Annotated in this window: 24 protein-coding genes; 11 read left to right on the top strand and 13 right to left on the bottom strand. The window is 49.7% G+C overall.

Annotated elements, in window-relative coordinates; genetic code table 11:
* Positions 1–318: 318 nt before the first annotated feature.
* Positions 319–1,137 (bottom strand): prohibitin family protein, encoded by an 819-nt coding sequence (locus KME12_19115; protein ID MBW4489898.1) that lies wholly within the window; start codon positions 1,135–1,137, stop codon positions 319–321.
* Between the two features lie 436 nt (positions 1,138–1,573).
* Between KME12_19115 and KME12_19110 the strand changes: the two genes are divergently transcribed.
* Positions 1,574–1,999 (top strand): DUF2294 domain-containing protein, encoded by a 426-nt coding sequence (locus tag KME12_19110; GenBank protein ID MBW4489897.1) that lies wholly within the window; start codon positions 1,574–1,576, stop codon positions 1,997–1,999.
* Here the strand turns inward: KME12_19110 and KME12_19105 are convergent.
* Positions 1,956–2,387 (bottom strand): response regulator, encoded by a 432-nt coding sequence (locus KME12_19105; GenBank protein MBW4489896.1) that lies wholly within the window; start codon positions 2,385–2,387, stop codon positions 1,956–1,958. The genes KME12_19110 and KME12_19105 overlap by 44 nt on opposite strands.
* Positions 2,388–3,296: 909 nt before the next feature.
* On the opposite strand from KME12_19105, the gene KME12_19100 reads away from it, so the two are divergent.
* Positions 3,297–3,599, top strand: a complete 303-nt coding sequence (locus KME12_19100) for a hypothetical protein (GenBank protein MBW4489895.1) — start codon at positions 3,297–3,299, stop codon at positions 3,597–3,599.
* Between the two features lie 23 nt (positions 3,600–3,622).
* Complete coding sequence (locus KME12_19095; GenBank protein ID MBW4489894.1) at positions 3,623–4,063, top strand: hypothetical protein; 441 nt, start codon at positions 3,623–3,625, stop codon at positions 4,061–4,063.
* Positions 4,064–4,148: 85 nt separating this feature from the next.
* On the opposite strand, the gene KME12_19090 is transcribed toward KME12_19095, so the two are convergent.
* From KME12_19090 to KME12_19070, 5 genes are all read right to left on the bottom strand, one after another.
* Positions 4,149–4,595 carry a hypothetical protein gene (locus KME12_19090; GenBank protein ID MBW4489893.1) on the bottom strand — a complete coding sequence of 149 codons (447 nt, stop codon included), beginning with the start codon at positions 4,593–4,595 and terminating at the stop codon, positions 4,149–4,151.
* An 83-nt stretch (positions 4,596–4,678) separates the two neighbouring features.
* Positions 4,679–5,323 (bottom strand): DUF4230 domain-containing protein, encoded by a 645-nt coding sequence (locus tag KME12_19085; GenBank protein ID MBW4489892.1) that lies wholly within the window; start codon positions 5,321–5,323, stop codon positions 4,679–4,681.
* A 150-nt stretch (positions 5,324–5,473) separates the two neighbouring features.
* Complete coding sequence (locus tag KME12_19080; protein ID MBW4489891.1) at positions 5,474–5,857, bottom strand: hypothetical protein; 384 nt, start codon at positions 5,855–5,857, stop codon at positions 5,474–5,476.
* A gap of 34 nt (positions 5,858–5,891) precedes the next feature.
* Complete coding sequence (locus KME12_19075) at positions 5,892–6,203, bottom strand: hypothetical protein (protein MBW4489890.1); 312 nt, start codon at positions 6,201–6,203, stop codon at positions 5,892–5,894.
* Between the two features lie 229 nt (positions 6,204–6,432).
* Positions 6,433–6,654: a hypothetical protein gene (locus tag KME12_19070; GenBank protein MBW4489889.1), complete on the bottom strand. Its 222-nt coding sequence runs from the start codon at positions 6,652–6,654 to the stop codon at positions 6,433–6,435.
* Positions 6,655–6,948: 294 nt separating this feature from the next.
* On the opposite strand from KME12_19070, the gene KME12_19065 reads away from it, so the two are divergent.
* Positions 6,949–7,998, top strand: a complete 1,050-nt coding sequence (locus KME12_19065; protein MBW4489888.1) for a threo-3-hydroxy-L-aspartate ammonia-lyase — start codon at positions 6,949–6,951, stop codon at positions 7,996–7,998.
* A 261-nt stretch (positions 7,999–8,259) separates the two neighbouring features.
* On the opposite strand, the gene KME12_19060 is transcribed toward KME12_19065, so the two are convergent.
* Entirely contained in the window at positions 8,260–8,949 is a 690-nt protein-coding gene (locus KME12_19060; GenBank protein ID MBW4489887.1) for a manganese catalase family protein, read from the bottom strand.
* A 470-nt stretch (positions 8,950–9,419) separates the two neighbouring features.
* Between KME12_19060 and KME12_19055 the strand changes: the two genes are divergently transcribed.
* The gene (locus tag KME12_19055; GenBank protein MBW4489886.1) at positions 9,420–9,701 is read left to right on the top strand and encodes a hypothetical protein; all 282 of its coding nucleotides are present in this window, start codon (positions 9,420–9,422) and stop codon (positions 9,699–9,701) included.
* Positions 9,702–9,707: 6 nt separating this feature from the next.
* Here the strand turns inward: KME12_19055 and KME12_19050 are convergent, their stop codons facing one another.
* On the bottom strand, positions 9,708–10,190 hold the full coding sequence (locus tag KME12_19050) for a VOC family protein (GenBank protein MBW4489885.1): 483 nt from the start codon (positions 10,188–10,190) through the stop codon (positions 9,708–9,710).
* A 73-nt stretch (positions 10,191–10,263) separates the two neighbouring features.
* Between KME12_19050 and KME12_19045 the strand changes: the two genes are divergently transcribed.
* Both KME12_19045 and KME12_19040 read left to right on the top strand, forming a co-directional pair.
* Positions 10,264–10,755, top strand: coding sequence for a DUF4385 domain-containing protein (locus KME12_19045; GenBank protein MBW4489884.1), 492 nt, complete (start codon positions 10,264–10,266; stop codon positions 10,753–10,755).
* Positions 10,756–10,839: 84 nt separating this feature from the next.
* Positions 10,840–11,184, top strand: coding sequence for a hypothetical protein (locus KME12_19040; protein MBW4489883.1), 345 nt, complete (start codon positions 10,840–10,842; stop codon positions 11,182–11,184).
* 6 nt (positions 11,185–11,190) lie between these two features.
* Here KME12_19040 and KME12_19035 read toward each other — a convergent pair whose 3' ends face one another.
* The 3 genes from KME12_19035 to KME12_19025 all read right to left on the bottom strand — a co-directional run bounded on the left by KME12_19035 (position 11,191) and on the right by KME12_19025 (position 15,443).
* Positions 11,191–13,527: a glycoside hydrolase family 31 protein gene (locus tag KME12_19035; GenBank protein MBW4489882.1), complete on the bottom strand. Its 2,337-nt coding sequence runs from the start codon at positions 13,525–13,527 to the stop codon at positions 11,191–11,193.
* A gap of 214 nt (positions 13,528–13,741) precedes the next feature.
* A complete protein-coding gene (locus KME12_19030; GenBank protein MBW4489881.1) occupies positions 13,742–14,524 on the bottom strand; it encodes an SDR family oxidoreductase in 783 nt (260 codons plus the stop codon).
* A gap of 40 nt (positions 14,525–14,564) precedes the next feature.
* Positions 14,565–15,443 carry an SDR family oxidoreductase gene (locus KME12_19025; GenBank protein MBW4489880.1) on the bottom strand — a complete coding sequence of 293 codons (879 nt, stop codon included), beginning with the start codon at positions 15,441–15,443 and terminating at the stop codon, positions 14,565–14,567.
* Between the two features lie 191 nt (positions 15,444–15,634).
* Between KME12_19025 and KME12_19020 the strand changes: the two genes are divergently transcribed.
* From KME12_19020 to glgA, 4 genes are all read left to right on the top strand, one after another.
* Complete coding sequence (locus tag KME12_19020) at positions 15,635–16,135, top strand: Orange carotenoid protein (GenBank protein MBW4489879.1); 501 nt, start codon at positions 15,635–15,637, stop codon at positions 16,133–16,135.
* A 463-nt stretch (positions 16,136–16,598) separates the two neighbouring features.
* A complete protein-coding gene (locus tag KME12_19015) occupies positions 16,599–17,144 on the top strand; it encodes a response regulator (GenBank protein MBW4489878.1) in 546 nt (181 codons plus the stop codon).
* Positions 17,145–17,405: 261 nt separating this feature from the next.
* Positions 17,406–18,371 (top strand): hydroxymethylbilane synthase, encoded by a 966-nt coding sequence (gene hemC, locus KME12_19010; GenBank protein ID MBW4489877.1) that lies wholly within the window; start codon positions 17,406–17,408, stop codon positions 18,369–18,371.
* A 203-nt stretch (positions 18,372–18,574) separates the two neighbouring features.
* The gene (gene glgA, locus KME12_19005) at positions 18,575–19,993 is read left to right on the top strand and encodes a glycogen synthase GlgA (protein MBW4489876.1); all 1,419 of its coding nucleotides are present in this window, start codon (positions 18,575–18,577) and stop codon (positions 19,991–19,993) included.
* On the opposite strand, the gene KME12_19000 is transcribed toward glgA, so the two are convergent.
* Entirely contained in the window at positions 19,994–20,494 is a 501-nt protein-coding gene (locus KME12_19000) for a thermonuclease family protein (protein ID MBW4489875.1), read from the bottom strand. It lies immediately after the preceding gene.
* Positions 20,495–20,571 lie beyond the last annotated feature (77 nt).

Genomic DNA, 20,571 nt, shown 5'->3' with positions numbered 1-20,571 from the left:
TTCTTTAACCCCTATACAACACAGAAGCTCCACCCCGGTGCATTCCGCTACAAGAGGTGGAGCTGTAAAACCCAGTTAGGAGGTATCTTGAAAACCAAGGTAGCCCTAGAAATTTAGACTTTCCCTGACTTTTAACAAGTTCTTAAGCTCTCAGCTTTCAGTCAGTCTGCTTTGGTTGCGATCGCTACCTTTTTGTTTGGGCAGGTTTAAGCAGTCTTCAATCAGATTGGATGTTGGGAGCGATCGCATCATCTGCCCTGTCTGTGAGTTCGGGCGTTACAGCTGCGCCTAAGTTGGGTGTCTAACTCGGGCTACGTTTTAACGACGCTGATTTAAGGTCGCAGGATCGATATTGACTAACGGTAGAGTGCCGTTGCCACCCATCACTGTTGGGAAACGACCATCCCATTTCTCGATCGCCTGCTGTTGCAATAGCTCTGGCGTGAGCGTGAGTCGCTGCAATCTTTGAGCTTCGGCTTGACCTTTCGCTCGGTTCACAGCCGCTTCTGCATCTTGCTTGGCTCGTAGGGCCGTAAATTCTGCTTGTTTTGCCTCTTGTTCAGCAATTTGCTTCGCTTCGATCGCTTTGTTGAACTCTGGTGAGAACCCAAAGTTGACCAGTGAGACATCATCTACCAACAGCCCGTAAGAGGCCAACCGTTTCTTTAACTGGTCATCGATTTCGCCTTTCAGCTCGGTGCGCTTGGTGAGAATTTCTTCTACATTCTTTTTGGCAGTCGCGGCTTTCACTACTTCAGAAACCGCAGGCGTAATAATACCGCTGACAATTTGCTCTTTGTTGCCAACCCGTTGATACACCGTATTAACTTGCGCCGGATCAATATGCCAGTTGATGGCTACTTCGGTGGTGACATCCTGTAGGTCTTTGGATGCAGCGCGGGCGTTAATGTCGTCTTTATGCACTCGGACACTCATTTTCTTCACCGAGGTCAAAACTGGCATCACTGCGTGGATGCCTTCATCCAGCACTTGATTTTGGACTTTGCCAAAGTGCATCACTACGCCCCGTTCCCCGGCGTTGACGATGACAAAGGGGCGGAAAAGCATTGCTCCTAGGAGAAGGGTCACTCCCCCAGCAATATAGAGAGCCGTACTAGCAGATGGCAGGGATTGCATTCCGCGTGGGTTGGGTAATGCCGATCGAGTTGACTTTCCAGTCATTAGAGTTGCTCTGAATTTTGAGTTCTTAAGTAGAAGCGGGTCACTTCTTACCTAACAAAGTGCCCTTGTTTACTTCAACAGTTGCGATCGCTCTGATTCCGCAGACACCCTCGCTAACTCAAAACGATCCTTGATAAGCGGCAACTTGATCGCTCTCAGATCAAACCTCTGTGCAGGTCTTCCCGCCAAAAACCGTACCGTTGATTCGTAGGAGGTATTAAATAAAAAACAACTATCTAAGTAGGTAAATTTTGTGGGAAATAAGAAAAGTAAAAACACTCATGTGGTAGATTAATGAACAGAAATAATTCCTAATAAAGCTCCAATAAGGTTTGCACAGCTTTACATTGCTAGATTTCAAACCTGTTATCTTTTGGTCACCCTTTCGTCTATGTCAGCTACCCCTACCCGTGGGCAACTAGAACGTACTCTCTCGCAGCGGATTCAGGCGCTTTATCGCGAGCAACTTGGGCATCAACCTAGTAAAGTGATGTGCCAGCTCTTTGATGAAAAGTTAGCGATCGTTCTAGAAGACTCCATTACCCCTCCAGAACAGTTGTTGGCGAGCAGTGGTCAAGAAGAACTCGCCAAACAAGTTCGTGCAGATCTAGCTAAAGCGATTGAGCCGCAGTTGAGGGAATTGATTCAGGAAGTTCTAGGGATAGAGGTGTTAGATCTCCTCAGCGATGGCAAAATTGACACTGGACGTACAGGCACGATCGTTGTTTTGAAAGCAATTCCCACTGTCCGTGACCCAGCTTCCATCCCCAAAGCTAAAAAGCAGGGGGCGGAGGAGAATAGAGATAGTGACGAATAAGCTCTTCTAGGTCATCGACCATGTAAGGTTTGCTAATGTAGGCATTGCACCCTGCTGCTAGAAGGCGATCTCGGTCTTCCGTTCTCGCCATTGCCGTGACTGCAATGACAGGAATCTTCACAGTTTGCGGGTTCTGTCTTAAGCACCGCACGAGTTCTGCACCATCGAGATCAGGTAACATCACATCTAGCAGAATTAAGTCTGGCAACCGCTCTTCAGCCATGCTTAAAGCCATCAAGCCATTCGTTGCCGTAATGAACGAATAGTTGGACAAGCTCAGTACTTGGGTAATCAGTAATAAATTGTCCTCATCGTCATCCACAGCCAAGACCAAAGGTTGCTCGACCCAACTTGGCTGATCGGTTTCCAGGAAACATTTCAAATCCATATCCTGCCTCAGGGACGAAACGAGTGCACCTGGCATTCCTAACAAAGCTTGGACGAGGCATTTCTGAAGCGGCAATCTGGCGCTTCGATGTAGCGAACTGGCTCGTAGCTACTGGGTCAGGTTGAACTGGGTTAGGTTGAACGCTCTAGATTTTCTCGATAAAGCATGAATCAACCGCATACAAGATTTCTTAGTTCTTGATTTTACAAGAAATTCGTAAAAAAACCGAAATTTTTGAGACAAAACACCACTGACCGTAATTGTCTTTAATGTTTTCTAAACTCTACTTACCTTAAATGTTGCATCCTTGAAACACAACCTCTAATGAGTGCGAACTGGTGAAATAGCTAGACACTAACTTAGCCACTAGCAAGTGAACAAAATTTCTTAGGGTTGCTTAGGTACAACCGTAACGCATTAACCGTTGGTGAAGCCGATGGAATAATTAATCACGCTTAAACCGAATCTGAAGCTAGATTTTAGTGTATTTCGAGCGAAAACTGAACAATTCGCTAAAAATCAGAGCTTTAAACCTGATTCTGAACTATTTAGCAATAGTTCTAAGAATCTAAAAAATTTCTTAAGCTTTTGGAGCAAAGGCGATTTATGCTGTAGTCTAGCGGCTTTTTTAGCTAGAGACCAAATTAATATCTTTAGGCTTAGTGTTTGCTCTAGAAGATTACCTGTTCAGCCTGTAACCCTTTGCCTTGAAGGTCAGTGGCCTCACAAAGCTTCAGAGTGCCAAGCTTTAGTCTCAGCCAAGTGGCTGAATCTGAGGAGAGAGACAACGATCTCGCCAAAGACAGAGGATAAGTTTTGTGAGAACATGTTACATTCGTTAACAATATGTAGGAAACACCTCAGTACCACTACTCTTGCCAAGTTCTTGATATCGTTACCGCTGTCGCCATGTTGCCCATTGTTGTAAACGAAGAGCTAGTCCATCGCTTCAATTTTTATCTCAATGCCTCTGTGAGACAGGGGATGCGCCATCAGGGCGATCTCTATGGACTCGCTCATGACTTCAGCTTAAGTGCTCGGTTGTCTGCTTATCAGAGAGCATGTGAACTAGTGGAAGAAGGCGTTCCGGTCATTGTTACAGCATCAGCCTTAGGATATGCGGTTTGGGTGAGCTTGCGATCGCTAACCCAGCTTGAAGAAAAGCCTGCTAACCAGACAAGATCTGCTGCCTCTAGATTAGTAGCTTGCTGAGCTGAGCTTTTGGCTGGAGTTGCTTGAATGCCTCTACCTGGCAACACAATCCCCGCTACCTGACCCACCAAAGCCTGATCCACCAAAGCCTGATCCACCAGACTATGAAAATTAGAATCTCTACAGAGCTGTCTGACGAAGACTTATATGCAATTTGTGAGGCGGCGGATGTGCTGGCTTGCGAGTGCCCCAGCTATTTAGTCCGTCTGGTGCAAGAGGTTAGAGCTTTTCGGCAATACACGAGTGATTGTATCCAGCAGTTCCCTGAAGATGCGAGTACTCATCACTGGTTAACAGGTCGGGCCAAGCAGGTAGAAAATTTATTGTGTCAAACGATCCTGGAACTGTTGCAGAAGGAAGATTTGATTGATGAACAGAATCAGGTTTGTCTGACTCAGCTTTCAGAAAGGTCGCGATCTTTAGCTTTAGCAGAGTACCAACCAGAATTGCGTCTTGCGAGCTAGCTGTTAAGCTTCTTTCCAGAGAGCGTTACCGCAGGATCTTCGGGCTAGAGGCGATCGCGCCTACAAGATTTAGTTGCTAATAAGATCAACTCCATTGGCTCAAGTACTGGTTGAGCTGTTGTTCTAGCTGTTGTAGTGATGCTTCACCGCTGGTAGTGCTTTGTTCGTAGCATTGGGGTGGTGCGGGCTCTGGCTTGAACTGGATCAGCTTAAACTCGAAACCTTTACCCTTACCCAGACCTAGCATCAAGACTTCTTCTTCGGGCTGGTGAGCATCAATAATCCCTAGAATTTCTTGAATGTGGTTGCCTACTTTGCGGTTCAGTTCGGCGATCGCTTCCACGGAGCAAAATACCAAATGGGGAGATGGTTGAAAATCAACCCCCAGAATTCCTCGTTCAGCTGCTGGATTCAGAGAGATTCCCCAAGTCAAGGCGGCCAACTCCTGCTGGTGAGACTCAACAAAAAGTTCTAGCTGTTGCCGCCAACTTTGCTCGGTTGGATCGAGTTTGGGGCTGAAAAATTCTGGCATGTTATTGGTTCCTTCCCAGATGGCTGCACCGGGCAAAAGCTTTCCTGCTGATGATTTTAGAGTGAAGTGGTGCCCGTCGCATTTTAGGTTACAGGGCAAGTTTCTGCTAGGGGGGGCTGAGTCGTAATCACAACTTGTGGGTATCCAGTAGTGCTCAGGAGCTGACTAACTACTTGCTGTGCCCGCTCATTCGCTTTTTGTAGGACTCCCTCTCGGCAAGCTGTCGCCACAATCTTTTCTAGGGCTTGTCGCTCGGCTGAGGTTTGCAAGTCAGGCGCAACATCTGGCCCTAATCCTAAAAGACCGCGATCGTAGTCGTACACTTGCGATCGCGTCACGTCAATCTTGGCATCTAGGATACGTGGGGGTGGCAGACGAATTTGGATCATCTCACCCTTTACCACAACATCTTGGGGTTGTAATTGCTCTAAATCAACGCCTGCTTGTACTTCACCATAAGCAATGTACAGCAGCTTAGTAGTACCAACCACAAACCCTGCCAACTCACGGTCTTGACGGGTAGGGACGATCGCCTCCATCGCGAAAACCGTAGTACTCAGCTCACTAACCCCCTGAATTTGTCTCAATGTTACCGACCTCACGTCCACTTGAGGGGCAGTTTCCGCAGGACGCCATAGAGCTTGAAAATCTGACCAAAATTTCTGACCAGAGCGCCAAACTCCCAATCCCATGATTAGAGCTGTGAGAGCGATCGCGCCCGTTGACATCCAAACTAGGTGATATAGAGGCCCACCTTTGTAAGTTTGCGGTTGCTGAGAATGCGCGTCGCTCATGATCGGGGGTTCTAGTTTTGCCTAACTCGATCTTAGGCGGCAATGGTGGCTGCTGAGATTAGAATTAGCAAACTCAGGCAATGGTTAGGGCGATCGTTGCGAGGCGTTAGCTTTTTCCAGACGAGTCATGCGAGCTTCTATATTCGTCACTCGCTCTTTTAGCTCAATGAGTAAGGTTGCGAGTCGGTCCACAATAGGGGTATTAGCAGGAGTGGCTCTGGGGGGTGTAACGGTAGGCGCGGCAGGACGACTAGGCTCTGGTAAACGTGCTCCTGAGCGACTCAGGTTATAAATTTGAGATTCCAGACGACTCAGCTCAGCCCGTAACTGATAGTTGTCCGACTCCAATCGCGACAGGCGAGATTCTAAGTAGGCTGTAGATTGAGCTGCCAAGCGACCAGGTAACAGCACCAAGCCCATAATCACTAAACTGGTAACCCCAAGAATTCTCAGCCAACGACGATTCATGGAAGCTGCCTCTTAAATAGCCTTAGTCGATCGCTTAGCTGCCCGATCGCTCTAATGGAACTTGATTTGTCTGAGTGGCAGAGGGGGTTGTAAAAGCCAAGTTCCACGTGGAAGTGACTCCTAGCATACAAACACCTACTACTAACCAAGCCAAGGCTACCTCCATGCGATTGGGCTTAGATACCAAAGTAGCGGTAGGAGTGGCGATCGCGAGTTGCGTAATGGGGGGCTTGTGATCGCACAGCTCTAATAGCTCCGGTTCTGTATAGGGTTCTAGGGCTTGCCTGTAGGCGGGGGAAATGAATGGACGGGGACTAGGGACTAGCGGATCTTCAGATGCAGACACAGGGAACATACACACAAGATGAGGTAATAGAAGCTATTTTTAGATTTAACTCGAAGGTAAGTAGCTTATCCTCCTTCGAGTGAGACATGTTCAACCTCTAGTAGGCTCTATCGCAGGCATAGTCGGAGATATAGAGCTGATGTCACTAGCAACACGCTGGGCTCAGCAGAACAGATAACCACAGCAACTTTACCCGCAATGGCTTTTTACTAAATGCATTGCGAGTCGCTTACTGACCTGATTGCTGCGCTTGTGGCTCCTCTGGATTTATTTGCTCTCGCTGTAGCGCTTTTTGTTGAGCATCTTGAGCGGCATTCTTGGCTTTATTCACTGGAGGCAGGCCAAGTGTCGTTGCTTGTGGCGGTTCACTCTGCGTTGCACACCCAACCATCAATCCCACGAACCCTAAAGCGATCGCTCCATGTATCAATCCTTGCACAAGTTTGGGCATCCTGCTCCCTCAAAGCCAGAACCTAGCTTTAGCATACCCATCAACTAGCCTTCAGTGGATCTATCTAGGTATTGAGGACAAATCACATCTACTTGTGATGATCTTAACGCAACCTTATGAATGCCAGGATAGAGGTCAGACACCCCATGCAGTGAAGCCACCCCTCTTGATCTGCCCAGTTAAGCCTGAGGGATGACCGCTGGCAGGCAACCTTGATTCGACTGGCCTTGATTTAACTGGTATAGGAGCTGCTGCGATCCGGGCATAGATCCTGGCATAACTGACTTAAAACCGATGGTAATCCCTAACCCTCCACTCACTTCGCCTGGGCCTTTGTTAGTCACCTATGACGACATTGCTAGCGCGGCCCAAAGGCTAATGGGGCAAGCAACGCGATCGCCTGTCATGACTTCGCAAACTGTGAACCAACGCACTCAGAGCCAAGTTTTCTTTAAGTGCGAGAACTTTCAGCGCACAGGCTCGTTCAAGTTTCGGGGAGCCTATAATGCTCTGGCTCAGCTGGGTGAGGCTCAACGAAAACAAGGTGTTTTGGCTTATTCCTCTGGGAACCATGCTCAAGCGATCGCCCTAGCGGGAAAAATCCTAGAGATTCCTACCACGATCGTCATGCCAGAGGATGCCCCAGCGGTGAAGCAAGCAGCCACGCGAGAGTATGGAGCAGAAGTAATCCTTTACAACCGCCAAACCACCTCACGCGAAGAGTTGAGCCAAAGTTTAGTTCGCGATCGCGGTCTCACCCTAATTCCACCATTCGATCATCCGCATGTTGTGGCAGGTCAGGGCACTACAGCCAAGGAATTGATTGAGGAGGTGGGACAATTAGATCTCCTTCTCGTTTGTTGTGGAGGTGGAGGCTTGCTGTCTGGTTGCGCGATCGCGGCTCAGGCTCTTTCTCCTCAATGTCAAGTGATTGGCGTAGAACCCGCCCGCGCCGATGATGCCACCCGCTCTTTTTATACCCGGACTTTGCAAACGGTTCACAACCCTGACACAGTGGCTGATGGAGCTAGAACCCCTGCTTTGGGTCAGATTACTTTTCCTTTAGTCTTGCACTACGTCCATGACATGGTGACGGTTTCAGAACCCGCAATTTTGCGAACCATGTTCTGGCTCTGGGAACGTCTCAAAATTGTGGTAGAACCCACGGGAGCTTTAGCAGCAGCGGCTCTGTTAGAAGGAGTCGTGGCGCTAACCAATGCTCGCATCGGGGTGATTATTAGTGGCGGTAACGTAGACTTAACGCAAATCGGCCAAATGATGACAAAAGTCCGAAAAAAGCCCAAGTCAGTGAAGACTTTACCCCTGGCTAGAGAGCTGAGTTGAGTGCAGATGAGTGAGGAGAACTAAGATTTACTTGTGACCGCTGAAGCTCTGTGGGTTTGGGTAGAACGTACCACGATGTGACCGCCTCCGATTCCAGAGGCTTTGATACAGGGGTTTTGAGCTCAAATTGCGATCGCCTAACCTCTGACCATTAAACTCTTTAGCAGTCAAAAGGTTAAGGCGACCTATTAAAGCTCACTCACTATTGCTGAGATGAGGTACTGAGATGGGGGCGATCGCCCTAGAACTACTCTTCTGAACTTATTTAGAATTTAGTGGGTCAGCCACATACTGGAACGTGGGTTCAGAGTTCCAGGGACCGCGTTCGTCTGGCTTATCCCCATCTGTCGATAAATTGAAGTAGAGCGCTACCGTCTCATCTGGCTGGATGTTACCGAACATTGGGTCAGTGAGTTTGCCCATAGAATCTAGCGCTTTCATAAACATCTGAGTGTGTGAAATCTCGCGCGTCAACAGATGAACGAGGGTTTTCTTGGTTCCTTCATCGGTACATAACTTGATTAACTCTTCGTAGGTTTGACGAGCACCCGCTTCTGCGGCAATATTGGCTCTCAAGTCGCGCACCACATCTCCGCCTTCATTCAAGTAGCTAGCAGTCCAGTTATTTCCTTGGCTATCTAGAAAATGAGGTCCCTTACCACGCACCGCAAAGAGTGTACTCTTGTAAGCTTCTGTTTGATCCACATCTTTTGTATGAACTTCAATCAGTTTGCCTACCATTTCTAGGTGGCTAAACTCCTCGATCGCGATGTCTTGCAGCATGTCTCGAATTCCTGCATTCTCCACATGGAAAGACTGCACCCAATACTGTAAGGCGGCTGAGAGCTCTCCGGTGGCTCCACCAAACTGTTCAAGCATCAACTGAGCAAAACGAGGATTGGGCTCACTAACTTGAACGGTATGGATGGGTTCTTTTTTATGAAAAAACATACTTCTGACCTCAGGCTCCTATTAAATCAAACCAGCGCAGTGAAGTTAGAAAATATTTCAAAATTCACCTGGGATTTTTATAATCCTGCGTTCAGCTTAAGAGACGTGGCAGATCCATTCGTACCGCTTGGGGCATAGTTAATTTCAATATTTGGCCTTAATTAAGGAGGTATAAATACCTTTTTACTCGCACTTTTACTCGTTTTTTTAACACAATTTTCAGTCAAACGGTCTCTTGAATGGAGGTTAAAATACTACTCTAAAACAAACATTGATTGAGTTTTGTAGAGGCTGCGATCGCCAGAAATTACATCAGAAAGTCTGACCAAGCTTTAGCATCCGTTTCCTAGGGAAGTGATAGAATCAACGCCTTTTAGGCACACCATAGAGCATAAGTATGCTTAAGAGTGATGCGATAACAGAAGTTTCTTAGTTAGGCTAGAAGCTAAAACCTCCTATAGAAACTTTTTATGCAGACCACTCAAGATCCGTTTCAGAAGGCTAACTATTTTTTTAGGAGAGCTGACTATGTGAAATGGCATAGACAGCAGAGCAAGCAGCAAATTTTGCGATCGCAAGTTGGGTTTATTGAGACTGCACCTTCTCGCCCTAAAGCTTGCCAGGGTTGCGCTCACTATCATGGGGTGGCTTATGGCACCGCTTTTGAGAGCCGTAATCTGTTGATTTGTGGATTCCATCCCTATGGTTGGGGAAACCAAGGGACTTGCCCTGATTGGGAAGGCAGTTTCTAAAGCAATTTAAGCACTTGTATTTGTATCTAGTTCTGGGTCGCAGCGAATCTCCAGCAAGAAGCCATCAGGGTCATAAAAGTAGATACCGCGTCCGGTGGGGCGAGTGACTGGGCCTTCTGCGATCGCGACTTGATTTTGGTGCAGCACTGTTACGGCTTGGTCAAATAATTGCGGCTCAATATCAAAGGCTAAATGATTGGCACGGGTAAAGCCTCGGCTGGGATCTGGGTCGGGTGGTGTGAGATCGGGTTCCCAAAACAAATCGAGCACAGTGCCATCGGGCATAACAAAGTTGGCGACTTTCCCTGCTTCCACGAGCGATCGCAAGGTACTCGGAATCGCATCTCCGGTTAGCTCTTGCAATCCCAGCCAGGTGCCGTAAAACTGGCGTGAGGCTTGGAGATCTTGCACATTCAAAGCAATGTGATGCATGCGACGCAAGATGCCAGGAGTCAAAGTGGAATTGCAGACTGGAGAACTCGATTGCATAGCGGCTACTACTCCATTTCACGACGCATGTTCAGCACTTTCTTCACTCTAAAGTTTCAGCCTTAAAGTCACCATGTCATTTGATTATTCTTTGGACTTCAAAACCATTGATTTTCGTCAGCATCCGGAACTGTACCGCATCGGCAAAGGAGAGCAGGGTGTGCTGATGGTAGAGCCGTACAAGTCAGAAATCTTGCCTCACTGGCGTTTCAAAACTCCTGCGATCGCTAAACAGTCTAGCGAAACGATTTATCAAATGTTTCTGGACTATCTGCAACAGAGAGATTTTGTTGGGGCAGATATGGCTCGGAAATTTTTGCAAATGGGATATACGCGATCGCGCCGTTACGCCAACCATAAAAGTGGCAAAAAGTATCAAACAAATCCCCAAAAAGCGGGTTCTGAAGCCGCTGAAAAAGTGGCACGACAAGAAGTCTTGCCTTACGAAGTAGATCCAGTGAAGGCAGAATCGGCGGCAATCTTTAAGGAGAAATGGGTTCAAGCCAAAACTAACTCGCATTATCTGCAACTCTTAGCCGAGCATCGCCAGAAGTACGAGGCGTAGCCATGCGATCTCGCTACCTGGGGTGGGCATACTGACACGGTACCGTGCAGCAATTCAGCCCTAGCCCCTTGTAGAAAAAACAGCATGAGGCACCCTGACGACCAACCCCAACCCTTAGGCCCAACTGACTGGATGCTAGCGAAAGAACTGGGAGCTGTGATTAGCACTCAGCAACGCTTTTACCAATCCTGCGATGGAGCCTTGAGAGCTTTGCTCAGTCTCTCGGAGTGGGGCATTGTAGAAGAAGCGAATGATGTTACTGTGTTGTTGGTGATGTGTCCCACGATTGTTGTGACAGATCGATTGCTCAAGCGCTGCACGAGTCTGGCTAACAAATTATTGAAGGTTGCAGATACGCCCGCTCATTTGCATATCCAAGGGCCAGACTGTTGGTTTCGCTGTCCTGCGGATATTCTGCGACAGCAATAGATTGACTTAGAAGGTTAAACGGCGATCGCTGCCGTCATCCTGAAAGCGCTGTTCACCCACGCCAACCAGTTCTACAATCACCTCGCGATCGCTTGGTGTCCAGTTTCCTTGCCGCGCTGCAATCTCTACCACGGTTTGTTGGCCTTCTGGGAAGACGCGATAGTGACTGGTGGCCCAAGCACCATCTCGGTACTCAAAGGTACGGCCATCGTCTTCATAATGAGTCCACTCACCAGTTCCAGGCCAGATCCGTAGCCTGAGTTCGTCTAGCGATCGCTCACCCACATACTGCATCACCGGAGCCATCGGGATAATACTGCCAGCGGAGACATAGAGTGGCATCCGTTCTAACGGAGCATCGGCCAGAATGTGTGTCGGTCCTTCAAACTGTTCTCCGCTCCACCAGTCGTACCAAGTCCCTGCTGGCAAATAAACGGCTCGACACTCGATCCCAGGACGGTAAACTGGTGCTGCCATCAAGGAAGGACCGAGTAACACTTGGTCGTACAGACTGTAGGTTTTGGGGTCGTTGGGATACTGATAGAGCAAGGGTCGCAGAATGGGTTCTCCTGTGTTTGCGGCTGACCAGAACAAGCTGTAGAGGTAGGGCAGCAACCGATAGCGCAGTTCAATATATTCGCGGCAGATGGCTTCTACGCGATCGCCAAATACCCACGGTTCGTGTTGTGCCGTTCCCATTGAGGAGTGTCCTCGCATTAAGGGATATAGCATGCCGACTTGCATCCAGCGTGCAAATAACTCTGCCGTGGCATTGCCTGCAAACCCCCCAATATCACACCCGACGAAAGGCACACCCGAAAGCCCCATATTGCAGAGCATCGGTAAAGACATTTCCAAATGCTCCCACAACGACTGGTTATCTCCCATCCATACGGAGGACCAACGCTGTACACCCGCATAACCCGATCGCGTCAGTACGAAAGAGCGTTCTGTAGGGCGAAGCTTTTCTAAAGCCTCGGCTGAAGCTTGAGCCATGTTCAAGCCGTAGAGGTTGTGGGTTTCTGCGTGGGTAGCCTGCTCATTGGTTGGGCCTTGCGGTGCATCCAGGGGAAACCAAATTTTGTTGCCATTATCTCCAAAGGGGCGATCGTCGAGGGCAGGCTCGTTCATATCGTTCCATATACCTGCGACCCCTACTTCAGTTAGGTTTTTATGCCAGTCAGCCCACCAACTGCGAACTTCTGGTTGCAAAAAGTCGGGAAATACAGCTTTGCTAGGCCAGACATAACCATGAAATAGCTGTCCATCTGGTTTCCGCACAAAGTAGTCTTTCTCTAGTCCTTGGTCAAACACGGCATAGTCGGCTTCTGGCTCGTATTTCACCCCTGGATCAACGATGGTTACAGTCTTAAAGCCATCTTCAGCCAAGTTACGCAGCAGTTTATCGGGATGGGGAAAGCGCTTGGGGCTCCAAGTGAAGACGCGATAGCCATTCATGTAGTCGATGTCAAGGTGGATGACATCGCAGGGAAGGCGACGCTGACGAAACTCATGGGCGATTTTTTGCACTACATCTTCAGATTCATAGCTCCAGCGGCATTGGTGGTAGCCCATTGCCCACTGAGGCGGCAGAGACATCCGTCCGGTTAGCTCCGTGTAGGTGTGGATGATCTGGGCTGGGGTGGGGCCGTAGATGATGTAGTAGTCGAGTTCGGGGCCACGGGTTTCCATTCGCCAGACACCGGGTTGATCTGCGCCAATGTCAAACTGGCTCCAGTAGGTGGTGTTGAAGAAGATGCCATATCCTACTTCTGGTCGCAGCACCATGAAGACAGGAATGGCTTGGTACATCTCATCGCTGAGAGCGTCGTAGTCGAGAGCGTCTGTGGTCCAGTTAGTCTGGACTTCGGAGAGTTTGTCGAGGAATCCGGTGCGTTCACCAAAGCCGTAGAAGTGTTCCTCGGCTTCAATCTGTTTCCAAGTGGCGATCGCACCTGTTCGCCAAGCCATACCGGGAGCAATATCTTGGGCGAAGGGACGATTTTGGGGGTCAAAACAGGTGATTTGGGCGGTGTCTCGCTGGATGGAGAGGCGGATCTGCTCGGTTTTGATTTCGAGGGTGTTGGGAGTTTCCTCAAAGTCGAAGGAGATGGCGGACCAGTCATGGTCATCTTTGGTGACGGCCCAGGAGCGGCGAGGTTGGAAGTTGCCTGTGGGGGCAAGGCGGACGCGAATCAGGTTGGGGGCGAGAATGGCGATCGCGAGTTGGGGGCCACCGCAATCGAGGTAAAGGGTGCGATCGTCTTTTTGGATGGATTGAACTGCGCCGATGGTGGACCAGGGTTGAGCGGTGGTGGGGAGTTTTCCAAATACTTGTGGCATGTGGGTTTAACCTGATTGTTCTCGGTTTGATTCTTTGGAAATCCGAGCCCTTGGGGGCACTCGCCCCCAAACCCCCGCTGAGGGACGGCTGCGTCCCCCAGACCCCCTCCAGAGGTAACTCTTGTGTAAGGTAGTTAGTTTTGTTTTACTGCTGGCTCCCCTTCCCTCATAGGGAAGGGGCTGGGGGTTAGGTCTCTAAGCCATAAGCTCTACACTATCCCTGCAACAAGGATTGGGCACCATCGATCCAAACTTCGGTGCCTGTGATGTGGCTGGAGTTGTCGGAGGCGAGGAAGAGGACGAGTTGGGCGACTTGTTCGGAGGTGCCTGGTTTGCCGTCGGTCAGGGGAATTTTGCCTTCGGGGAATTCGACGGGTTCTTGGATGTCTTCGAGGTCGCGGCGCTCGGTGTTTTCGTCGATGTTGGTGGTGATGGCTCCGGGGCAGATGACGTTGACGCGAATCTGGTGCTCGGCGAGTTCCAGGGCGGCCATTTTGGTGAAGGCGACTTGCCCTGCTTTGGAACAGGCGTAGGCAGTAGCTCCAGTATTGCTGAACATGCGGGTGCCGTTGACGGAGGAAGTGATAATCACGGAGCCGCCTTGTTTTTTCAGCAGCGGGATGGCGTATTTAACGGTGAGAAAGGTGCCTTTGAGGTTGATGTTGAGGGTTTTATCCCACTCGTCGGGTTCTAGTTCTTCTAAGGAGGTCCAGACGCCGTTGATACCCGCGTTGGCAAAGACGATATCTAGCCTGCCCCATTGGTCTGCGATCGCCTGAATCGCTTGCTGCATTGCCTCAGGTTGAGAGATGTCAGCTAGCACTGGGATGGCTTCTCCCCCGGATTTTTGAATCTCTGCTAGGGTCTGTTGAATATCATCGTTACTGCGGCCCAAGGCAGCTATTTTGGCTCCTTCTTTTGCCAGGAGTTGAGCTGCGGCTTTACCAATCCCCGATCCTGCTCCTGTGACTAGCGCTACTTTCCCTGTCAGTTGCATACAACTTGCTCTCCTAAAATGGACGACTAGTAGCGATCGCTTACTTCACAGAACGAGTCTCTTTATTCTTTAAACCGTCTTTGGCATGGGAAAGATGGTGTAGTTGGCCTTGAGGCTCTGCTCGCAGGGATTCTGGCACTTTCTGACCCACGGCTCCTTTGGCAACGGTCACTCCACCATCAGCTAGCCATAAAGCTCCGGTCACATAGCTGGCTTCATCGGAGGCAAGGAAGGCGTAGACATTGGCCATTTCTTCTGGAGTGCCACGGCGAGCCATTGGAGTCGCTTGAATCAGCATTTCTTCCATCTCGGCATCCATCGGGCCTGTTTCTTTGTGCGTCCAGGCAGTGTCGATCGGGCCAGGACAAACACAATTGGCTCGAACCCCATACTGAGCTTGCTCGACAGCTACCCCTTTCATGAAGGAGTGCACCCAGCCTTTGGTGCCGCCATAGGTGGTGTTTTGAGCGAGTCCATTAAACCCAGCTTCTGAACCAGCAGAGACGATATTGCCGCGAGTTTGCTGAAGGTAGGGTAAGGCATACTTGGTCATCAAGAAGACGGAGCGAAGATTCATGCGTACGGTGCGATCAAAGTCTTCAACTGGGTAATCCTGAGTTTCAGCGGTAACGACAAACACACCCGCATTATTCACCAAGATGTCTAGTTGACCATAAGCATCGATCGCGGCTTGGACACAAGCTTGGGCCTGAGATTCTTCTGCTACATCTCCGGCGTAGACTACGGCTTGACCACCCTGCTGAGCGATCGCATTCATGACATCTTGGAGCGGATCGCTAGGCAAACCATTCAGGACTACTTTGGCTCCTTCTTTACAAAACTTGTGGGCGATCGCTTCGCCAATTCCTGTGCCTGCTCCGGTGATAATGGCGACCTTGCCTGCTAAACGTCCACTCACAAGCGACCCTCCTGGTTGAAATGACCATCAATTGCTAGCCGCAAACAAAGTGCGACCTGCTACCCCTCATACTCTGCCTCCTTTAGAACTTTTCCTCTGTCTGTAGTAAGGTTTGGTCACCTCTATCTTCAGTGGGTTTAAGAGATGTAAATGCCCTGTTACCTTGCAGGAGTTGCATGAATGAGATCCCGATGACCTTCACGAAAGACGAAACGATTAGAAGCAATGTAGAAGCCTTCCAAAGCTTAGATGTAGATCAGCAATTGGCGCTGTTCTACTTCATTTACAAAGAGATGGGCGGGGCCATTACGCCTGCTGCTCCTGGCGCTAGCACTGTTTCTCCCGAAATTGCTGAGGGCTTGTTCAACCAAGTCAAGGACATGTCCCATGAAGAACAGCTGCAACTGCAACGTGATTTAATCACACACAAAAACGGTCTGCTGGCTCGTGAGTATGGCTCTATAGGCGACACCACCAAGTTGTTGTTCTGGTACCGTTTGGCTCAAGGTATGGACGCTGGCACTATCAGTCCACTGCCTGCCGACTATCAACTTGCGCCTGAAGCTCAAAATCTGCTAGAGCAAATCAAAGGGCTAGAGTTCCAGCAGCAAATCACCCTCTTCCGTGACCTGGTTTCCCCAATGGGCGTTGACTCTGCAACCGCTGAGCACGACAGCGAAACAGGTTTGTAAGTTAACCTCAGAGCTTTCAAATCAAAATTTTTGGTAGCAAGCTGAGTTCTTCAGCTCTCTCAAATCTTTCAATCACTCTTTAAATCGCATTCCCTTCCAAAATCACTCAACTGCACCCGTGATCATCACCCTTTCGGTGTCATTGGTGCAGTTTTCTTTGGAAGCAAATTCCTCAAGATAAATTACTAAAAATTGTTTCAACCTGCTGATTAATCGCTGAGAAAAGTGAAAACTCTAGCAGATTCAATCTCAACCTAACCGTAGGAGCGATCGCCCTCCACCTCTCATTTGAATTTCTAGTTTCAATGATTGTTAGGAAGGGAATGCTAAGAAGAACAGCAAATCCAAGGGCCGCAGCCAAGTTCTGCACTGACAGTAATATTGGTCACTGATGGCCTCAGGGAGCTGAACTTAATCCTAGATTCAGGCATTACAATCTGCCCTCAACTTTTAGTAATTAGTCATGGCAAATCAAAAAATTTTAGTCATCGATGATGGAAAAACCATTCGCATGCAAGTGCGCGACATGTTGCCACAAGGCAGCTTTGAATTTTTAGAAGCCAAAGATGGAGTTGAGGGCCTAGATTTAATTCGTGAAATTCGTCCCAACATCGTATTACTAGATTTTTTCATGCCTCGCATGAACGGTTGGGAAGTTTTAGAGCAGATGCAAGCTCAACCAGAACTGCAAAGCATCCCCCTCGTATTGATGTCAGGACGCAAAGAAGAAGTGGTTGAGAAAGTACCAGACTTATTCGATCGCTTCGAGTTCATTGAGAAACCTTTCGGGCAAAAAGCCTTAATCGGAGCCTTGCGATCAGCGATCGCCAAATCCAGAAAGCCAAAACCAGCCGCGATCGCCACCAAACCTTCCCCCACTGCTACAGGTACCCCTAGCTCAGCCATCCCAGCCCTCAACGCTAAGCTCGACCAGATGCAGACAGACATCGACAGCTTGAAAAAACAACTCGCTCAAATCACCGGATTCATCAAACAAAAACTGAAATAGCCAAGCCCCCCCTAGCCCTCTAATTTTGGGGGAACCAATGAGACAGCTCTGACTTCTGGAGGGGGTCTGGGGGACGCAGCCGTCCCTCAGCGGGGGTTTGGGGGCAAGCGCCCCCAAGGGCTCGGTTTCCATCAAACCGAAACCTCCCACCAACTTAATCATCTGTAACCATTCAGCAGCAGCCATTCAAGCCCCTGCTGTCCATTGCTGCGGTAATCTGGAAAGAGTGACTTCAAGATAACCCTTTCACTGCACTGCCTTATGTCCCCCGCTGTTTCCAGTCCTGCTCGCACAATCCGCATCGGTTCGCGTAAAAGTCAATTGGCTTTAGTTCAAACCTACTGGGTTCAGGAACAGTTACAAAAAGCCTTCCCGGATCGGACATTTGAAGTGCACACCATGAGCACCCAAGGGGATAAAATCCTCGATGTTGCTCTGGCTAAGATTGGTGACAAAGGACTGTTCACCAAAGAACTAGAGCTAGGCATGATCAACAACGAGATTGATTTTGCCGTCCACTCCCTCAAAGACTTGCCCACTCGCTTGCCCGAAGGTTTAGTGCTAGGCTGCGTCACCGAGCGAGAAAACCCAGCCGATGCTCTGGTTGTCCACGAGAAGCATAAAGACAAGCAACTCGCCACCCTGCCCGCTGGAGCAGTTATCGGCACTTCCTCTCTACGCCGACTGGCTCAACTGCGTCACCACTACCCCCACCTCAGCTTCAAAGACGTGCGGGGCAACCTCAACACCCGCTTAGCCAAACTCGATGCAGGTGAGTATGACGCTTTGATCTTGGCAGTCGCAGGCTTGCAACGCTTAGGTATGGGCGATCGCATTCACCAAGCCATTCCCGCCGAAGTCTCCCTCCACGCCGTGGGGCAAGGGGCTCTGGGCATTGAATGCCGTGAAGGCGATGCAGAAGTGTTGGCTGTGATCAAAGCCTTAGAGCACGTCCCTACTGCCCAGCGCTGCTATGCCGAACGCGCCTTTCTCCGGGAACTCGAAGGGGGTTGCCAAGTGCCCATCGGCGTGAACACCGAGTTTGATGGCGATGCCCTCACCCTGACTGGATTGGTTGCCAGCTTGGACGGCCAAACCATCATCAAAGAGAGTATTACAGGCCCTGCGAGTGAAGCCGATCGCTTAGGTACAGAGCTAGCCAAACGTGCCAAGCAGCAAGGGGCTCAAGAGATCCTGAACCAGATTACTGCTGAAATGCGTAGCTAACTTATTTTTGCCTTGTACTGTAGGGGCACCTCTCGTAGGTGCCTTTTTTTGTGGATTTTGCAGGGAAACAGGGGATGGAGCGCGATCGCTATTCAGCCAGCTAGAGAGAAAGTGGCAGGAGTCGGTATGATGACGGTACTGGTTCGGCCAAGTTGCCAAATGAACTCGTTTAGCTAACCATTGCAGGGGATACAGGAACTAACATGCGAATTCTGTTTGTTGCCGCAGAAGCAGCCCCAGTTGCCAAAGTGGGTGGGATGGGAGATGTGGTGGGTGCCTTACCACAAGTGTTGCGTGAGATGGGCCACGATGTCCGCATCTTTATGCCCTACTACGGTTTCCTGCCAGATAAGATGTCAATTCCAGCCGAGCCTGTTTGGTCGGGCAGCGCCATGTTCCAGACATTTTCTGTTTACGAAAGTGTGCTTCCTGGCACTGATGTTCCCCTGTATTTGTTTGGCCACCCTGCCTTTTTGCCGCGTCACATCTACTCCGGTGAGGATGAGGATTGGCGGTTCACGTTGTTTGCCAATGGGGCTGCCGAGTTTGCTTGGAACTACTGGAAGCCAAACATTATTCATTGCCACGATTGGCACACGGGCATGATCCCTGTTTGGATGCACCAAACTGCTGATATTGGCACCGTGTTCACGATTCACAACTTGGCTTACCAAGGGCCATGGCGCTGGAAGCTAGAGCAGATGACTTGGTGCCCCTGGTACATGCAAGGCCACAACACAATGGCGGCAGCAGTGCAGTATGCCGACCGAGTGACCACCGTTTCGCCCACCTATGCCCAGCAAATCCAAACCGCTGCCTACGGTGAAACCTTAGAGGGGTTGCTGTCTTTCATCAGTGGCAAGCTGAGCGGCATTGTTAATGGCATTGATATGGATGCTTATGATCCAGAGACGGATAAGCGGCTGACGCAAACTTTTAGCGCTGATACGCTCGATCGCCGACCTGCTAACAAGATTGCAATCCAGGAAGAAGTGGGATTAGAGGTCAACTCTAAAGCTTTCTTGATTGGCATTGTGACGCGATTGGTGGATCAGAAGGGCATCGACTTAATTATTCAGGTGCTCGATCGCTTTATGTCCTATACAGATTCCCAGTTTATTTTGTTGGGAACGGGCGATCGCTACTATGAAACCCAAATGTGGCAAATTGCTTCTCGCTATCCCGGTCGGATGGCGGCTTACTTGCTCTACAACGATGCTTTAGCGCGGCGCATTTATGCGGGATCGGATGCATTCTTAATGCCTTCTCGGTTTGAGCCTTGTGGCATTAGCCAAATGCTAGCGATGCGTTATGGCTGTGTCCCCATTGTGCGGCGGACGGGTGGGTTAGTGGATACCGTGAGTCACTACGAGCCCATGAGTCATACAGGTACAGGTTATTGCTTCGATCGCTACGAACCCCTTGATCTCTACACTTGTATGGTACGTGCTTGGGAAGGCTTCCGCTTCAAGCCCCAATGGCAAGAAATGCAGCAACGCGGTATGCACACCGACTTTAGCTGGGATAAATCGGCTAGAGAGTACTCCGATCTCTATAACGACATCCTGGGCATTTCCAATGAGACTCCAGCCCCAGAGAAGCAATTAGAAGGGGTGCATTAATTACCGATTTTGGGCGCGAAATTCGGCGGGGGTCAGACGCATGGGTTGGTCGGGTTTCCAAATGCCCACCCCCATGAGTCTGGCTTTTTCTTGGGCACGCTTTAATCGTTGGTCGTACTTGGTGTTCGGCGATCGCGGTACTGCCAAGGCATAGCCTTCAGCCACGAGTTGCTCGTTTAGCAGCTTGCCATCTTGCCAGACATAAGCCAGAGTTCGTTCATAGCGATCGCGGGGTTCTAGCCCAGGCTCCAAAGTGATCGGCTTATTGCCAATGAGCTGCTCTAATTGCTGCTTAGCTTCTTTTCCCCAAGGCTCCTGGGCCAAATCTGGGGCATCAATGCCAATCAGCCGCACTCGCTCTGGTGTACCCCCGGAGTCCTTGGTAGGACTGACCTCAATGGCTTGTCCACTGACGACTTGCTCCACCCTGGCTGAGGTACCTGAAGGGGAGATAGCACTTTGGCAAGCCGTCAGCCACAAAAGGCAGCAGACCACTCCCAACTGCCACCATAAGCCTTGCAATCGCGATCGCCCTTTAGCTCGGACTACTCTCAATCCAAAATCCAAAATCTAAAATC

This window comes from Trichocoleus desertorum ATA4-8-CV12 (genome assembly GCA_019358975.1).
Lineage (GTDB): Bacteria > Cyanobacteriota > Cyanobacteriia > FACHB-46 > FACHB-46 > Trichocoleus > Trichocoleus desertorum_A.
Note: the sequence above shows the minus strand (reverse complement) of the source record. Positions and strands in the feature narration are given on the sequence as shown.

Excerpts from the sequence above, each read along its gene's own strand:
- KME12_19110 (MBW4489897.1), top strand. The coding sequence starts at position 1,574 with ATGTCAGCTACCCCTACCCGTGGGCAACTAGAACGTACTCTCTCGCAG.
- KME12_19105 (MBW4489896.1), bottom strand. The coding sequence starts at position 2,387 with ATGGATTTGAAATGTTTCCTGGAAACCGATCAGCCAAGTTGGGTCGAG.
- KME12_19080 (MBW4489891.1), bottom strand. The coding sequence starts at position 5,857 with ATGAATCGTCGTTGGCTGAGAATTCTTGGGGTTACCAGTTTAGTGATT.
- hemC (MBW4489877.1), top strand. The coding sequence starts at position 17,406 with ATGTCCCCCGCTGTTTCCAGTCCTGCTCGCACAATCCGCATCGGTTCG.
- KME12_19055 (MBW4489886.1), top strand. The coding sequence starts at position 9,420 with ATGCAGACCACTCAAGATCCGTTTCAGAAGGCTAACTATTTTTTTAGG.
- KME12_19060 (MBW4489887.1), bottom strand. The coding sequence starts at position 8,949 with ATGTTTTTTCATAAAAAAGAACCCATCCATACCGTTCAAGTTAGTGAG.
- KME12_19015 (MBW4489878.1), top strand. The coding sequence starts at position 16,599 with ATGGCAAATCAAAAAATTTTAGTCATCGATGATGGAAAAACCATTCGC.
- KME12_19070 (MBW4489889.1), bottom strand. The coding sequence starts at position 6,654 with ATGCCCAAACTTGTGCAAGGATTGATACATGGAGCGATCGCTTTAGGG.
- KME12_19045 (MBW4489884.1), top strand. The coding sequence starts at position 10,264 with ATGTCATTTGATTATTCTTTGGACTTCAAAACCATTGATTTTCGTCAG.
- KME12_19085 (MBW4489892.1), bottom strand. The coding sequence starts at position 5,323 with ATGTCAACGGGCGCGATCGCTCTCACAGCTCTAATCATGGGATTGGGA.
- KME12_19090 (MBW4489893.1), bottom strand. The coding sequence starts at position 4,595 with ATGCCAGAATTTTTCAGCCCCAAACTCGATCCAACCGAGCAAAGTTGG.
- glgA (MBW4489876.1), top strand. The coding sequence starts at position 18,575 with ATGCGAATTCTGTTTGTTGCCGCAGAAGCAGCCCCAGTTGCCAAAGTG.
- KME12_19040 (MBW4489883.1), top strand. The coding sequence starts at position 10,840 with ATGAGGCACCCTGACGACCAACCCCAACCCTTAGGCCCAACTGACTGG.
- KME12_19065 (MBW4489888.1), top strand. The coding sequence starts at position 6,949 with ATGGTAATCCCTAACCCTCCACTCACTTCGCCTGGGCCTTTGTTAGTC.
- KME12_19100 (MBW4489895.1), top strand. The coding sequence starts at position 3,297 with ATGTTGCCCATTGTTGTAAACGAAGAGCTAGTCCATCGCTTCAATTTT.
- KME12_19030 (MBW4489881.1), bottom strand. The coding sequence starts at position 14,524 with ATGCAACTGACAGGGAAAGTAGCGCTAGTCACAGGAGCAGGATCGGGG.
- KME12_19035 (MBW4489882.1), bottom strand. The coding sequence starts at position 13,527 with ATGCCACAAGTATTTGGAAAACTCCCCACCACCGCTCAACCCTGGTCC.
- KME12_19020 (MBW4489879.1), top strand. The coding sequence starts at position 15,635 with ATGACCTTCACGAAAGACGAAACGATTAGAAGCAATGTAGAAGCCTTC.
- KME12_19050 (MBW4489885.1), bottom strand. The coding sequence starts at position 10,190 with ATGCAATCGAGTTCTCCAGTCTGCAATTCCACTTTGACTCCTGGCATC.
- KME12_19115 (MBW4489898.1), bottom strand. The coding sequence starts at position 1,137 with ATGCAATCCCTGCCATCTGCTAGTACGGCTCTCTATATTGCTGGGGGA.